Origin of the sequence: Mesorhizobium sp. M0217 (genome assembly GCF_040321955.1) — a bacterium.
Taxonomy (GTDB): Bacteria; Pseudomonadota; Alphaproteobacteria; order Rhizobiales; family Rhizobiaceae; genus Mesorhizobium.
The window spans coordinates 332334-346107 of sequence record NZ_JAMYSN010000003.1 but is presented as its reverse complement, the minus strand read 5'-3'; the positions used below and the strand labels follow the sequence as shown (position 1 = coordinate 346107).

General features: G+C 61.7%; 15 protein-coding genes. 4 read left to right on the top strand and 11 right to left on the bottom strand.

The features are described from left to right. Window positions 1–128 precede the first annotated feature (128 nt). Window positions 129–1457, bottom strand: a complete 1329-nt coding sequence (gene aptA / locus NKJ18_RS08610) for an omega-aminotransferase AptA (RefSeq protein WP_023705584.1) — start codon at window positions 1455–1457, stop codon at window positions 129–131. A 255-nt stretch (window positions 1458–1712) separates the two neighbouring features. On the opposite strand from aptA, the gene NKJ18_RS08605 reads away from it, so the two are divergent. Continuing rightward, window positions 1713–2342 carry a TetR family transcriptional regulator C-terminal domain-containing protein gene (locus NKJ18_RS08605; protein WP_023697053.1) on the top strand — a complete coding sequence of 210 codons (630 nt, stop codon included), beginning with the start codon at window positions 1713–1715 and terminating at the stop codon, window positions 2340–2342. A 9-nt stretch (window positions 2343–2351) separates the two neighbouring features. Here the strand turns inward: NKJ18_RS08605 and NKJ18_RS08600 are convergent, their stop codons facing one another. Beyond that, window positions 2352–3224: a helix-turn-helix transcriptional regulator gene (locus NKJ18_RS08600; RefSeq protein WP_023729382.1), complete on the bottom strand. Its 873-nt coding sequence runs from the start codon at window positions 3222–3224 to the stop codon at window positions 2352–2354. A gap of 100 nt (window positions 3225–3324) precedes the next feature. Between NKJ18_RS08600 and NKJ18_RS08595 the strand changes: the two genes are divergently transcribed. Together NKJ18_RS08595 and NKJ18_RS08590 are read left to right on the top strand one after the other, a co-directional pair. Further along, window positions 3325–4164, top strand: a complete 840-nt coding sequence (locus NKJ18_RS08595; protein ID WP_352758091.1) for an SDR family oxidoreductase — start codon at window positions 3325–3327, stop codon at window positions 4162–4164. Next, window positions 4161–4883 (top strand): SDR family oxidoreductase, encoded by a 723-nt coding sequence (locus NKJ18_RS08590; RefSeq protein WP_023668208.1) that lies wholly within the window; start codon window positions 4161–4163, stop codon window positions 4881–4883. Before NKJ18_RS08595 ends, NKJ18_RS08590 begins: the two co-directional genes overlap by 4 nt. Before the next feature lie 2 nt (window positions 4884–4885). On the opposite strand, the gene NKJ18_RS08585 is transcribed toward NKJ18_RS08590, so the two are convergent. The 8 genes from NKJ18_RS08585 to NKJ18_RS08550 all read right to left on the bottom strand — a co-directional run bounded on the left by NKJ18_RS08585 (window position 4886) and on the right by NKJ18_RS08550 (window position 11971). Then, window positions 4886–5263: a DoxX family protein gene (locus tag NKJ18_RS08585; RefSeq protein ID WP_023668207.1), complete on the bottom strand. Its 378-nt coding sequence runs from the start codon at window positions 5261–5263 to the stop codon at window positions 4886–4888. Window positions 5264–5339: 76 nt separating this feature from the next. Continuing rightward, a complete protein-coding gene (locus tag NKJ18_RS08580; RefSeq protein ID WP_023668206.1) occupies window positions 5340–5798 on the bottom strand; it encodes a carboxymuconolactone decarboxylase family protein in 459 nt (152 codons plus the stop codon). 31 nt (window positions 5799–5829) lie between these two features. Further along, entirely contained in the window at window positions 5830–6348 is a 519-nt protein-coding gene (locus NKJ18_RS08575; RefSeq protein WP_023668205.1) for an RrF2 family transcriptional regulator, read from the bottom strand. Between the two features lie 109 nt (window positions 6349–6457). Continuing rightward, window positions 6458–7771: an NAD-dependent dihydropyrimidine dehydrogenase subunit PreA gene (preA, locus tag NKJ18_RS08570; RefSeq protein ID WP_023712066.1), complete on the bottom strand. Its 1314-nt coding sequence runs from the start codon at window positions 7769–7771 to the stop codon at window positions 6458–6460. Window positions 7772–7783: 12 nt separating this feature from the next. After that, window positions 7784–8626 carry a class I SAM-dependent methyltransferase gene (locus NKJ18_RS08565; RefSeq protein WP_023687987.1) on the bottom strand — a complete coding sequence of 281 codons (843 nt, stop codon included), beginning with the start codon at window positions 8624–8626 and terminating at the stop codon, window positions 7784–7786. Between the two features lie 5 nt (window positions 8627–8631). Further along, entirely contained in the window at window positions 8632–9987 is a 1356-nt protein-coding gene (locus tag NKJ18_RS08560; protein ID WP_352460211.1) for an NAD(P)-dependent oxidoreductase, read from the bottom strand. Between the two features lie 128 nt (window positions 9988–10115). After that, the gene (locus tag NKJ18_RS08555; RefSeq protein WP_352758090.1) at window positions 10116–10832 is read right to left on the bottom strand and encodes a gamma-glutamylcyclotransferase; all 717 of its coding nucleotides are present in this window, start codon (window positions 10830–10832) and stop codon (window positions 10116–10118) included. 281 nt (window positions 10833–11113) lie between these two features. Then, on the bottom strand, window positions 11114–11971 hold the full coding sequence (locus NKJ18_RS08550) for a DUF3800 domain-containing protein (protein ID WP_352758089.1): 858 nt from the start codon (window positions 11969–11971) through the stop codon (window positions 11114–11116). Between the two features lie 326 nt (window positions 11972–12297). Here NKJ18_RS08550 and NKJ18_RS08545 point away from each other — a divergent pair, with 326 nt between their 5' ends. Beyond that, window positions 12298–13074 (top strand): VOC family protein, encoded by a 777-nt coding sequence (locus tag NKJ18_RS08545; protein ID WP_352758088.1) that lies wholly within the window; start codon window positions 12298–12300, stop codon window positions 13072–13074. A gap of 74 nt (window positions 13075–13148) precedes the next feature. On the opposite strand, the gene NKJ18_RS08540 is transcribed toward NKJ18_RS08545, so the two are convergent. Next, complete coding sequence (locus NKJ18_RS08540; protein WP_352710937.1) at window positions 13149–13637, bottom strand: hypothetical protein; 489 nt, start codon at window positions 13635–13637, stop codon at window positions 13149–13151. Window positions 13638–13774 lie beyond the last annotated feature (137 nt).

Sequence of the window (13774 nt, the reverse complement as noted above, 5' to 3'; positions counted from 1 at the left end):
CGCGGGTACGGGGCATCAGGAGCGGCCTCGGAACAAAAGAGCAGGTCGGCGTCCGGTCGCACCGACCCCACCCGACCGCTTCGCGGCCACCCTCCCCTCGAGGGGGAGGGCTATCCGCGCCCGGTTTGTCAATCGATCGCCCTCAGCACTTCTCTGACATGGTCGATCAATTCGTTGATCTGGCCCTTGGTGATGATCAGTGGCGGCGACAGCGCGATGATGTCGCCGGTGGTGCGGATCAGCGCGCCGCGCTCGAACGCCTTGACGAAGGCCGAGAAGGCCCGCTTGGTCGGGCTGCCGGCGATCGGCGCCAGTTCGATCGCGCCGATCAGGCCGATATTCCTGATGTCGATGACATGCGGCTCGTCCTTCAGCGAATGCAGCGCATCTTCCCAGTAGGGCGCCAGTTCCTCGCCGCGGGTCAGCAGGCCCTCTTCCTTGTAGGTGTCGAGCGTGCCGAGTGCCGCGGCGCACGCAATCGGATTGCCCGAATAGGTGTAGCCGTGGAAGAACTCGATCATGTGCTCGGGGCCGGTCATGAAGGCGTCGTGGATTTCCTTCTTCACGAACACCGCGCCCATCGGGATGACGCCGTTGGAGACGCCCTTGGCGGTGGTCATGATGTCGGGCGTGACGCCGAAATAATCCGCTGCGAACGGCGCGCCGAGACGGCCGAAACCGGTGATGACCTCGTCGAAGATCAGCAAAATGCCGTGCTTGGTGCAGATCTCGCGCAGTTTCTGCAGATAGCCCTTCGGCGGCAGGATGACGCCGGTGGAGCCGGCGACCGGTTCGACGATGACAGCGGCGATGGTCGAGGCGTCATGCAGGGCAACGATGCGCTCCAGCTCGTTGGCGAGTTCCGCGCCATATTCCGGCACGCCCTTGGAGAAGGCGTTCTTTTCCGGCAGATGCGTGTGCGGCATGTGGTCGACGCCGCCGAGCAGCGTGCCGAACATCTTGCGGTTGGTGACGATGCCGCCGACCGAGATGCCGCCGAAATTGACGCCGTGATAGCCGCGTTCGCGGCCGATCAGGCGGGTGCGCGCGCCCTCGCCCTTCACACGGTGATAGGCGATCGCCATCTTCAGCGCCGTTTCGACCGATTCCGAACCGGAATTGGTGAAGAAGACATGGTCCATGCCCTTGGGCGCGAGATCGACCAGGCGGTTTGCCAGTTCGAACACGATCGGGTGTCCCATCTGGAAGGCCGGCGCATAGTCGAGTTCGGCCGCCTGATGCTGGATCGCTTCCGTGATCTTGGGACGGCAATGGCCAGCATTGACGCACCACAGGCCGGCGGTGCCGTCGAGCACCTTGCGGCCGTCGCTGGTGGTGTAGTGCATGTCCTTGGCGGACACGAACATGCGTGGCGCCTGTTTGAACTGCCGGTTCGCGGTGAACGGCATCCAGAATGCGCTGAGATCGTTCGGCGTGACTTTCAGCCGGTTGGACATGACCAAGACTTCCCCTTGTAACCTGTTTCTGTGCGGCTAACGCTTGGGCTTTCCAAAGCTTGGTCTTTGCTGCGTTTTCATGCTACGCAAATTTTTGACCGATTGGACAAACGTTAGCACCGCCCTGTCGGCGGTCAAGGGATTACTAGCGGAAATGCGGCCTGCGAAGTGCGCTCCACGGGTAAGAGAAAAACTGGTCCAGAGAATTGGTCCAGATGAACCCTGCGGCCAAGGCTTGCAGGGGTGAGCGGCGCCATGGAAGGCTCAGCCCCTCGCCGCACCCGCATCCAGCAGGAAAAGCGCGAACTGATCCTGGAGGCAGCCCTCGAAGTCTTCTCCGCCAACGGCTTTCGCGGTTCGACCATCGACCAGATCGCCGAGGCCGCCGGGATGTCGAAGCCGAACCTGCTCTACTATTTCCGCCGCAAGGAAGACATCCACGAAACGCTGATGGAGCGGCTGCTGGCGACGTGGCTGGCGCCGCTACGTGAACTCGACGACATCGGCGACCCCCTGACCGAGCTCAGGAGCTACATCCGGCGCAAGCTCGAAATGGCGCGTGATTTTCCCAGGGAAAGCCGGCTGTTCGCCAACGAGATCCTGCAAGGCGCGCCGCGCATCATGCCGCTGCTGGCGGGTGAGCTGAAAACGCTGGTCGACGAGAAGGCCAACGTCATCAAGGGCTGGATGCGCGCGGGAAAAATCGCCCGCACCGATCCCTGGCACCTGATCTTTTCGATCTGGGCGACGACGCAGCACTATGCCGATTTCGATGTCCAGGTCCGTGCCGTGCTCGGCGCCGATCGCGGCGGCGACGGCCGCTTCGAGGATGCGGCGCGGTTTCTGGAGCAGTTGTTCATTGATGGGCTGAAGCCGAAGGGCTGACCTTGGGCGTCAGGCGCTGCGGCGCTCCGCCGGCATCGCCTCAAGCAAATTCTGCAGCTTCTCGATCGAATTCTGTTCGGCCAGCGGCGTGTAGACGATCAGCTTCATGTCCGAGCCGTCGTCGATCGACAGGCTCATATGCTCGAACGTCATGGCGCCGGCTCTCGGATGTCGGACATGTTTCACCCCCGACAATCGGCGTGCCACGTCGCGTTGCGGCCACCAGTCGCGAAACTCCGGACTTGAGCGCGTCATAAGCACGATCAGCCGCTCGAAATCCGCATCGCCCACATAGCGGGCGCTTTCCGCCCGGAACGAGGCCAGCACGGTGCGCGCCAATTGCTCCCAGTCAACCAGCAGGCGCCGGTGATGCGGATTGGTGAACACCATGTGGACGATGTTGCGGGCGTCGCCCTCTAGCAGGCCATAATCACCGAACACCGCTACCGCCGCCGGATTCCAGGCCAGCACATCCCAGCGCCGCCCGACGACATAGGCCGGCTGCAGCACCAGGCTCTCCAGCATATGCATTAGCGGGCCATCGACCTTTTCCGGCGCAGCCACGCGGTTCTCCGGTTGCTGGCGGCCTGCCAGGATGAACAGATGCCGCCTTTCAACGGCGTCGAGGCGCAGCGCTTCGCTGAGCGCAGCTAGCACCTCCACCGAGGGTCTGACCTCGCGCCCCTGCTCTAGCCATGTGTACCAGGTGGTGCCGACGCCGGCGATCATCGCCACTTCCTCGCGACGCAAGCCTGGCGTGCGTCTCCGCAGGCCGGTCGCGATGCCGGTGGCGGACGGCGTCAATCTTTCGCGGCGCGAGCGCAGGAAGGCGCCAAGCTCGCGCCGGCGGCTGTCTTCAGCGGAGTGCGTGGGGGCATCCATGAGAGCTATTATAGCAGTATTGATACCAGGATAAAGTTTGAACTGTTTGGGCTGGGTCAGGCGCCCCATCTTCCATCCAGAAGAGATGGAGGCTCTGAATATGGATCTGAAAGACAAGACAATCCTCATCACCGGTTCGACCGACGGCGTCGGCCGTGTCGTCGCGCAAAGGCTGGGCGCCGGCGGCGCGCGCGTGCTGGTGCATGGCCGTGACGCGGCTCGCGGCAAGGCAACCGTCGCAGAAATCGAATCCGCCGGCGGCAAAGCCGAGTTCCTCGCCGCCGACCTCGCCTCGCTAGCCGAGGTCCGCCGCCTTGCCGAGGCCGTACGCGCAAAAACCGACCGGCTCGACATCCTCATCAACAATGCCGGCATCGGCACGGCCGGCGCCAAGCGACAGCTCAGCGCCGACGGCTTCGAACTGCGCTTTGCCGTCAACTATCTCGCCGGTTTCCTGCTGACCTCGGAACTGCTGCCGCTGCTCAAGGCGAGTTCGCCGGCGCGCATCGTCAACGTCGCCTCGGCCGGCCAGCAGGCGATCGATTTCGGCGATGTCATGCTGACCCGTTCCTATGCCGGCGTGCGCGCCTATTGCCAGAGCAAGCTGGCGCAGATCCTGTTCACCATCGACCTCGCCGGAGAGTTGAAAGGCAGCGGCGTCACCGTCAACGCTCTGCATCCGGCGAGCTACATGAACACCACCATGGTCCGCCAAGCCGGCGTGACGCCATGGAGTTCGGTCGAGACCGGCGCCGACGCCATTCTCAACCTCGCGACATCGCCCGCCCTGGAGGGCCGCAGTGGCCTCTATTTCGATGGCCAAAAGGAATCCCGCGCCAACGCACAAGCCTATGACGCCAAGGCCAGACAGCAATTGCGAACCCTGAGCCTCGACCTCGTCGGCCAAGCCTCCGCAAAATGGAAGGAACAGCATTCATGACCGGCAAGATCGAACACACGGTCGTCATCGGCGGCTCATCCGGCATCGGCCTGGCAACGGCGCGAAAACTGCTGGGCCCAGGCATGAAGGTGACCATCACCGGACGAAGCCAGGACAAGCTCACCAGCGCCTGGAAGAGCCTCGGCGGCGCCGCCGAAAAAGCTGCCTTCGATGCTTCGAAGCCGGACGAAGTCCGCCATTTCTTTGGGGAACTCGGACCGTTCGATCACCTCGTGCTGGCTGCCAGCGGCGGCAAGGGACTTGGGCCGTTCGAAACCCTCGATCTCTCAGACATCGCCGGCGGCGTCGACGAGAAAGTCAGGCCGCAGCTGTCCTGCCTGCAGGCTGCCTTGCCGACGCTCAACAGATCGGGATCGGTCACTTTCATCTCGGCGGTGTCGGCACAATTGTCGGCGCCCGGCGTGGCTGGCATTGCCGCCGTCAACGGCATGCTGTTGACGGTGGTGCCGATCCTGGCGGTCGAACTGAAGCCGCTGCGCGTCAATGTCGTTGCCCCCGGCGTCATCGACACGCCGTGGTGGGATTTCCTGGCCGAAGACCAGCGGCAGGCGGTGTTCAGCGAATATGCCGGCAAAACCCCGGTGGGCAGGATCGGCCGCGCCGAAGACGTCGCCGGCGCAATCGCCTTTCTAGTCTCCAACGGCTTCATGACCGGCCAGGTGCTGACCTGCGACGGCGGCCTGCGCTACGCGGCGTGACCTTACAGCGACTGCGCGATCAGCGTGAGAAGGCCTCCGGCCAGTGCGACGTTGCCTACGAAACCGTTGATGCGCGACGCCCGGTCCGGGCCCTGATGGTCCCAGAAATTGTGGAACATCGGCGTGGCGACGATGAGAAACAGCAGCAGCACGGCGCAGGCGGTCGCAGTCCACAGGCCGGCCATCAACAGCGCGCCGGCAATGGTCTGCAGGACGATGCCGGCCCACAACGCCAATCTCGCCTGCGGCACGCCGCGCGCGGTCATCAGCCCGGTCAGGAAGGTCTCGTTCTGAACATTGCGCAGGCCGGCGCAAACGAAGGCGCCGCCGAGCAACAGGCGGCCGAGAAACAAAAAGGTCGAAGGCAAATCGACAGGCATGAAATCTTCCCCGTACTTAAGCATGAAACAGGTGGAGCGCCGCCCTTTCCACGGCGCTCCATGACTAACCGGACGGTCAGGCTGCTTTGGCAGCCGGCATCGGGTGAATGGCGTGGAACGGGATGCAGAGCCGGTTCCAGGTGTTGATCATGCCGATCGCGACCGACAGCTTGACCAGTTCCTCTTCCGAGAAGTGCTCTAGCGTGCGGGCATAGAGTTCGTCCGAAACGCCATTGTTGGCGATCAGGGTCGTTGCCTCGGTCCAGGCAAGCGCCGCGCGTTCGCGCTCGGAAAACAGCGGCGATTCCTTCCAGGCCGAAACCAGATAGAGCCGTGTCTCGGTTTCGCCATCGCGCCTCGCCTCGCGGCTATGCATCTCGACGCAGTAGGAGCAGCCATTGATCTGCGAGGCGCGGAGCTTGATCAAATGCAGCAGGCTCACTTCAAGCCCGCATTCGTCGACCGCCTTGTTGAGCGCCGACACGGCTTTCATGATCTCAGGCGCCTTGGCGAAGAATTGCAGTCTCTGTTTCATCGTCTTTCCTTTCACATCTGTTTGCGGGGGATTAAATCTGTTTGGTCGAAGCGGGTTTCTGCGGCCGCTGATGGCGCGCCACAAAGGCACAGCTGGCGGCAAACGATCGCGGATCGCCTTCGGCCTTGTAGTCAGCCACGATGTCGGACAACCGGGTTTCCGCGAGAGCGGCACGATAGGCACGCTCGGCTTTCAGCATCGCGGCATTGATGCCGCACGGCTTCACATAGGCCGAAGCATCGATCTTGACCGGGCCGCGCTGGCGGATCTCGCCGCAGCGGAAGGCCGGCTCGCGACCCTCGACCGCAAGCACGATATCGAGCAGCGTGATGCGCTCGGCCGGACGCGCCAGCCGGTAGCCGCCCGCCGGTCCCGGCACCGATTCCAGGATGCGCGCAGCAGTCAGCTGGTTCAGATGTTTCAGCAGATAGCTCGGCGACAGGCCGAAGGACTCTGCCAAAGCAGCACCCGGTATCGTGCTGTTGCCCTCCACGCTGGCCAGTGTGGCCGCGCAATGGATGGCCGCTTCTACACCCTCGCCCAGCTTCACGATGTTGCGCTCCTATTCATAGATATCTTTTATCCTAGATAAATTTTATCTGCAATAGGAAAATGAAAAACGGCGCTCGAAAGCGCCGCTTTTTTCTTCGACCCGTCCCCTACTCCGCAGCCACCTTGGCCATCGGGTTGTTCGGGTGCGTCGTCCAGTTGGCATAGACCGGCGACACCGGCTTGCCGGTGCGCTGGTCCATCACGCCGGCGGCCAGCGGCTCCATGGTGATGCAGTTCTCGACCGGGCAGACATTGACGCACAGATTGCAGCCGACGCATTCGGCCTCGATCACCTCGAAATGCCTGACGCCGTCGACCATGTTGGTGATTGCCTGGTGCGAGGTGTCCTCGCAGGCGATGTGGCAGCGGCCGCATTTGATGCAGGCGTCCTGGTCGATATGCGCCTTGGCGATGTAATTGAGGTTGAGATACTGCCAGTCGGTGACGTTGGGCGTGGCGCGGCCGACGATGTCGTCGAGCGAGGCATGGCCCTTCTCGTCCATCCAGTTTTCAAGACCGGCGATCATCTCCTGCACGATCTTGAAGCCGTAGGTCATCGCCGCCGTGCACACCTGCACATTGCCGGCGCCGAGCGCCATGAACTCGGCAGCATCCCGCCAGGTGGTGATGCCGCCAATGCCGGAGATCGGCAGGCCGTGCGTTTCGGGATCGCGGGCGATCTCGGCCACCATGTTCATGGCGATCGGCTTCACCGCCGGGCCACAATAGCCGCCATGCGAGCCCTTGCCGTCGATGGTCGGCTGCGGCGCGAAACTGTCGAGATCGACGCCGGTGATCGAGTTGATGGTGTTGATCAGCGACACCGCGTCGGTGCCGCCGGCGTGGGCGGCGCGCGCCGGCTTGCGCACATCGGTGATGTTGGGCGTCAGCTTGGTGATGACAGGCATGCGGGTGTTGGCTTTGCACCAGCGCACCACCATTTCGATATACTCCGGCACCTGGCCGACAGCCGCGCCCATGCCACGTTCCGACATGCCGTGCGGGCAGCCGAAATTGAGCTCGATGCCGTCGGCTTCGGTCTCCTCGACCACCGGCAGGATCGCCTTCCAGCTTTCCTCGACGCATGGCACCATCAGCGAGACGACGATGGCGCGGTCGGGCCAGTCCTTCTTGACCTGCTTGATCTCGCGCAGATTGACCTGCAAATCGCGGTCGGTGATCAGCTCGATATTGTTGAGGCCGAGCAGGCGGCGGTCGGCGCCCCAGATCGCGCCATAACGCGGGCCGTTGACATTGACCACCGGCGGGCCTTCCTCGCCCAGCGTTTTCCAGACCACGCCACCCCAGCCCGCCTTGAAGGCGCGGATGACGTTGTAGGCCTTGTCGGTCGGCGGCGCCGAAGCCAGCCAGAACGGATTGGGCGATTTGATGCCGACGAAATTGTTGCGGATGTCTGCCATGACAGGTCCCTTTCAACCGAGACGAAGGAGCATTTCCACGGGTGCGAGAATGCCGCCTTTAAGCGCGGGGGTGAGATTGGCGATCTTGGTGCCGGCGTTCTCGCCCATGATAAGATTAACGCCAGGCGGCGGCTTTTTTCCTTCCGCCTGCGCCGCAGCCATGCGCGCCCGTATCGTGTCGAAAAATTCGATGGCGAAGGCGCCACGAGGGCGCTCGGCGGTTACAGAGAACCCCGCGGCGGCGGCAGCCGAACGATAGTCGTCGGGCGTGGCAACGAAGGACATGCTCTCGTCGGATGCCCATGGCAGCGGATAGGTCAGCGCACCTGCCTTGAGCCGCATCACATCGTAGACGGCAAAGACGCCGCCCGGCTTGAGCACACGCGCCGCCTCGCTCATCAGCTTTTTCTTGTCGGGAAGATTCATGCCGACATGCAGGATCATGGCCGTATCAAAGCTTTTGTTGCTGAACGGCATGTCCAGCGCGCTGCCCTGCACGAACCGGACTTTGTCGGCCATTCCCACCCGCTTCGACAGGCTGGTCGCGATGTCGACATAGCTTTGCGTCAGATCAATGCCGGTGACATCGGCGCCGGCATTGTTGGCGGCGAAGCGGGCTGGACCACCCACGCCGGAACCAATGTCGAGCAGCCTGGCCCCCGGCTTCAAACCCATCTGGCCGATGAGTTCCCTGGTGGCGGCGATACCGCCAATGTGGAACTCGTCGACCGCTTCGAGATCGCCAGCGCGTAGATGGGCAATTTCCACGCCGGTATCGGCGACCACGGCAAGAATGTGCTGCTCCAGATCCGAGACGTCGTAGTGACGCGCGATGCCTGATTCCACTGAGGCCATGATCTCTATCCCTGTGCCAGACTCCGGTTGATGCTCTCCGCCGCATCGCGGCCTTGCGCGACGGCCGATACCGTCAAATCGTCGCCGCCAAAAATGCAGTCGCCGCCGGCCCAGACATTGGCGAGCGAGGTGCGCCCTTCTGCGTCGACCTTGATGCGGCCGGCTTCGAGTTCGATCGCAGCACCGCTGCCGTTAAGTGCCGCCGGCACAAAGCTCTGGCCGATCGCCTTGAACACCTGGTCGGCGGCCAGCGTCAGCCGCTCGCCGGTGCCGACAAGCGTGTCGCCGTTCATCGCTGTGTATTCGAGCTCGATGCCCGACACTTTGCCACCTTCGACAATGACCCGCTTCGGCTGCAGCCAGTGGCGGATGGTGACGCCGTTGGCGGCTGCCAGATCCTGCTCGAACTCGGAAGCGTTCATGTGTTCCTGGCCGCGCCGGTAGCAGATCGTCACCTCCTCGGCGCCGAGCAGCTTCGACTGCACGGCGGCGTCGATCGCCGTCATGCCGCCGCCGATGACGACGACGCGCCGGCCGATTGGCAGGCTCGAGAGATCGCTGGCCTGGCGCAGTTCGGCGATGAATTCGACTGCATTGACGACGCCACCGGCCTCCTCGCCATCGGCGCGCAGCGCATTGACGCCGCCAAGCCCCATGCCGAGGAAGACGGCATCATAATTGAGGATCAGGTCCGAAAGCTGGTAGTCGCGACCGAGCGCCTTGCCGTTATGGATATCGATGCCGCCGATCCCAGTGACATAGTCGACCTCGGCCTGGGCGAAATTGTCGATGCTCTTGTAGGCGGCGATGCCATATTCATTGAGGCCGCCGGCCTTCGGGCGGGCTTCCAGAATGGTGACGTCATGGCCGTGGCGAGCGAGCCGGTGGGCGGCGGCAAGACCGGCCGGTCCGGCACCCACGACGGCGACCGACTTGCCGGTCGATTCAGCGCGCGGATAAAACTGCTTGTGCTCGGCCATTGCGACGTCGGTGGCGTAGCGCTGCAGGCGGCCGATCTGCACCGGCTTGCCTTCCGCCACCTCGCGCACGCAGACCTCTTCGCAAAGCGTCTCGGTCGGGCAGACGCGGGCGCACATGCCACCCAATATGTTCTGGTCGAAAATCGTCTTGGCCGAACCGATCGGGTTGCCGGTCGATATCTGGCGGATGAACAGCGGAATGTCGATCGAGGTCGGGCACGCGTTCATGCACGGCGCATCGTAGCAGAAATAGCAGCGGTCGGATTCGACCAGCGCTTCGTGGTGATCGAGCGGCGGATGCAGGTCGGAAAAATTCTCGGCGTACTGGTCGGCGGCAAGCCGGCCGCCGGCAATGCCGTCCTTGAACTGGCCTTCTGGCATCGTCAGTTCCCCATGTTTTCGTTTTGGGGAAGGCTAGCACGTTTTATTTTTTTATCAATTGGTCAATTTTCGCCGCAAGCCACTGAAAAGCCTAGCTGATAATATGATCGGACCACTCATGTTATGGCCTATGTCACGGGCGAAAAGCCAGTGCTCGTAGCGCCGCCATGGATCGACCTGATCTCGTTGGCAACCAGTTGCTGCAGCCGCCACAGATTGCGGTCGCGGATGCCGAATTCCTCAAGGTGGCTGACGGTGTTGTAGAGATATTCCGCGCCTGAGCCGACATGGCCGCAGGCTCTGGCAAGCACCCTCGCCACCCGATCCAGCGGCTGCCCGAGCGAGGTTCCCCTGCCCGTCACCCCGACCCAGAAGCCGAGCGCCCGTATCCGGCCCTGCTCCGTGCGCACGGGAACCCACCGGACCGAGCTGACACTCTCATGGTCGTCGATCTCGCGCCGCAACAATCTTTCGATCTGCTGCGGCTTGTCGCCGTCGGGCAGGCGGTAGATGACGCCGTCGCATCGGCCGCCGCGTTCGAGCGCCATCATCAGCCCCGGCTGCGCGACGCTGCCGCGCCAGCGCACCATGTCGAGGCAGAAGGAGCGATGCCAGCCAAACGCAGTGGCGCGCTGGCGTTCGACGGACTCGAAAGCCGGCTTCCAGATCAACGAGCCATAGGCGAACACCCATAGCGGCCCCGCATCCGCTTCGTTGGAGAGCCGCGCGGCAAGAGCACGGAAATCCTCGTCGTTCAGCTGCGTCCAGCTGCCGTCGGGTCCAGGATCGACCTCTTCGCGATGGCACAGTGAAACAAGCTCAGGCGTGAGCGACATAAGGCGCATGAAACGACAACCCCTCGTTTGCCCAAGGAAAGTCGAAAACCGCCGCATGTGCAAGGCGTCGAGCGGGACGAAGTGCGGAACGATGCGTCAACGCAGCCGTTGAACTTTCTCCGCTTCGCTGTCGGATTCGCGTCGCTGAAAACGTCCTTTGATGGATCGGACGACGATCTATGCATGAAGGTGAGGAGACCGAGAAATGCCAAAATCCCCGATGCCCTTCTTCTGGTACGAACTGATGACATTGGTCGAAAACGCTCACCCGACCTAATCAATCTTGTCGTCTAGTCCCACTCCCATCCCTTCCCGTTCCCCCATCTCTTGAAACCCTTTCCCTTGTGATCCAACACCTTTCGAAACAAACCGCCCTCGGGCGGCTCGTTTGGTCCATAGATATCGCGCAGCAGTTGTCTCGCCTCCCCGTTGTCAACATCGCCGTCAGTAAGCGGAATCAGAGTGAGTTTTCGATCCTTAGTCGGCACAACGTGCATGATTCTAGCGGGCACCGTCATGAGCGATCGAAAATCTTTTCTGGGGCCTCTCTCAGATTGAACCATATCCTTTATGAATTTTGCATATTGCCAGACGATGATGTCAGCTGCCTGGATCATGCCAGACGCTCGCTTGTCCATAAATGAAAATGAAGTCCGCGGACGGTGGATCTTCCTATCATTGAAATACTCGTAAGCAGTGTTCCCGTTCTTGTGTCTACTTTCATAAAAAAGAGATACTTCGCAATCTCTAAAATATATATTTGCAATATCATATATTATATCAGATACGTTCCCTACAAGATAGGTATATGGGTCAATATATTTTCCATCTTTGTTATACCCATCATATCTGCCCAATGGGGTGGAACAGATAATCGAAAAGGCGACGTGTCGATTAATTAGGTCCATCAGTTCGGTTTGAAGCTGTATTCTGCGCTCTTTTGGCATTCCTTTGAAGACGCCGCTTGGAGGCTCAGGAGCGCATTCCACCATATGGAAGTAGGGAAGATCGCCATACCTTCTTAAGACGGCTGCCCATGCCGTCTCTACGAAACGCGCATCTTCGGGTCTAACAACATACCCGCCGACAATCTGGATCGGAAACCCTCCATCATCCCCCGACTCGTCTATGTAAGCCTCTAGACGCACGAATGCCAAATCCTAGGAACAGCTGATTTTCAAATACTTTCGAATAAGCGTCTATCATCCTACCACCTGCCAATGGATGCTCAAAGTACGGTATTCCACCTTAGCCCAAACTCTGAGCCCGTAACACTAATACGGCGCGCGCCCGCGCTATCCGTACAACGCACAACAATTACTTCCAAAGATCTGTAAAGAGCCGCGGCGAAGTGCGGAACGATGTATCAACGCGGCCGTTGGATTTTCTCAAGCCCGCTGTCGGATTCGCGCTGCCGAGATCGTCCTTTGATGGATCGGACAACGATCGATGCATGAAGGTGAGGAGACTAAAAATGCCGAAATCCCCAATGCCCTTCTTCTGGTACGAGTTGATGACCAGCGACCTCGATGCGGCGCAAGCGTTCTACACCAGCGTGGTCGGTTGGCGGGCCGAGCCCTTCGACAAGGCGCCCGGCATGCCGCGCTATATCGTGGTGAACTCCGCCGAGCGCGGCGTCGGCGGGCTGATGACCCTGCCCGAGGAAGCAGCCAGGACGGGTCTGAAGCCGGCCTGGTTCGGCTATATCCGCACCAGCGATACCGTTGCCTCGACCGAGGCACTGAAAGCGGCCGGCGGGGCTGTTCACCGCGAACCCGACGACATTCCCGGCGTCGGCCGCTTCTCCGTCGTCGCCGACCCGCAAGGCGCCGCCTTCATGTTCCTGCAGCCCAATGGGCCCGACCAGCCCGTCCTTCCGGCAACGACGCCGGGCCATGTCGGCTGGCACGAGCTTTATGCGGCCGACCGCCAGAAGGCCTTCGATTTCTACTCAAGCCAGTTCGGCTGGACCGATGCCGGTAGCATGGACGTCGGCGAGATGGGCATCTACCAGACCTTCGGGGCAGGCCCTGAATCCGGCGGCGGCATCATGAACAAGCCGCAACAGCTGCCGGTGCCGGTCTGGCTGTTCTACTTCAATGTCGACGCCATCGACGCAGCCGCCAAACGCGTCACCGACAATGGCGGCAAGATTGTCATGGGTCCGATGCCGGTGCCGACCGGCCAATGGATTGCCCAGTTCACCGATCCGCAAGGCGCTTATTTCGCGCTGATCGCGCCGGGCCGCTGATCCCCTCCGGTACTCGCCTGCACGGAACTGCTCTCATCGCGCCGCCGGTGCGATGAGACGCGCCTTGGGCGCGGTCACTCCGGCGCCAGCACCGCGACCTTGAGGTTCTCTTTCCTGGCGCCGCTGAGCTGGATCGTGGCTGCGCCAGGCGTCAGCTTGAAGCGCACGCTCTTGCGGATGCCGGGGCAGGTCTTCACGCCGCTGAAACCCGCTGATTTCACGGCCTGGCCATCCTGAATGACGTCGACCCAGGCCTCATCGGACAGGCTGATCTGGAGCTCTCCTTCCGGTGGCACGGCCACGTTTGCCGTCGCGCCGAACGTGCCGGCTGCCGGCGCGCGTTGCGGTGAGACGGTGAAGCTGACCGCATCGACCGGCTCCAGCGCCATATCCGCGGCTTCGCCGAAAGCAAGAGAGGCACCGGACTGCGCGGCGGGCGCTGCCGGAAACAGTTCCTGCTCGCGTGTCACCGGCCATTTGAAGGCATCGCAGCCAGCATCAGCGGCCATGGCGAAACTGGTGCTTGCGAGAATTGCGAACAGGCTGACGGCGACTTTTTTCATGGCGAAGGAACCCGTTTGGTTTGGAGTGTCTTACACGCAGATATACAACTTTAACGAGATGTATGCAACCATAACGAGAGCAGATTTCGAAGTCAGACTGGAAATAATTGCATCACCGATTGTTGATGACAGGCCAT

Excerpts from the sequence above, each read along its gene's own strand:
- aptA (WP_023705584.1), bottom strand. The coding sequence starts at position 1,457 with ATGTCCAACCGGCTGAAAGTCACGCCGAACGATCTCAGCGCATTCTGG.
- NKJ18_RS08605 (WP_023697053.1), top strand. The coding sequence starts at position 1,713 with ATGGAAGGCTCAGCCCCTCGCCGCACCCGCATCCAGCAGGAAAAGCGC.
- NKJ18_RS08600 (WP_023729382.1), bottom strand. The coding sequence starts at position 3,224 with ATGGATGCCCCCACGCACTCCGCTGAAGACAGCCGCCGGCGCGAGCTT.
- NKJ18_RS08595 (WP_352758091.1), top strand. The coding sequence starts at position 3,325 with ATGGATCTGAAAGACAAGACAATCCTCATCACCGGTTCGACCGACGGC.
- NKJ18_RS08590 (WP_023668208.1), top strand. The coding sequence starts at position 4,161 with ATGACCGGCAAGATCGAACACACGGTCGTCATCGGCGGCTCATCCGGC.
- NKJ18_RS08585 (WP_023668207.1), bottom strand. The coding sequence starts at position 5,263 with ATGCCTGTCGATTTGCCTTCGACCTTTTTGTTTCTCGGCCGCCTGTTG.
- NKJ18_RS08580 (WP_023668206.1), bottom strand. The coding sequence starts at position 5,798 with ATGAAACAGAGACTGCAATTCTTCGCCAAGGCGCCTGAGATCATGAAA.
- preA (WP_023712066.1), bottom strand. The coding sequence starts at position 7,771 with ATGGCAGACATCCGCAACAATTTCGTCGGCATCAAATCGCCCAATCCG.
- NKJ18_RS08565 (WP_023687987.1), bottom strand. The coding sequence starts at position 8,626 with ATGGCCTCAGTGGAATCAGGCATCGCGCGTCACTACGACGTCTCGGAT.
- NKJ18_RS08560 (WP_352460211.1), bottom strand. The coding sequence starts at position 9,987 with ATGCCAGAAGGCCAGTTCAAGGACGGCATTGCCGGCGGCCGGCTTGCC.
- NKJ18_RS08555 (WP_352758090.1), bottom strand. The coding sequence starts at position 10,832 with ATGCGCCTTATGTCGCTCACGCCTGAGCTTGTTTCACTGTGCCATCGC.
- NKJ18_RS08545 (WP_352758088.1), top strand. The coding sequence starts at position 12,298 with ATGCCGAAATCCCCAATGCCCTTCTTCTGGTACGAGTTGATGACCAGC.
- NKJ18_RS08540 (WP_352710937.1), bottom strand. The coding sequence starts at position 13,637 with ATGAAAAAAGTCGCCGTCAGCCTGTTCGCAATTCTCGCAAGCACCAGT.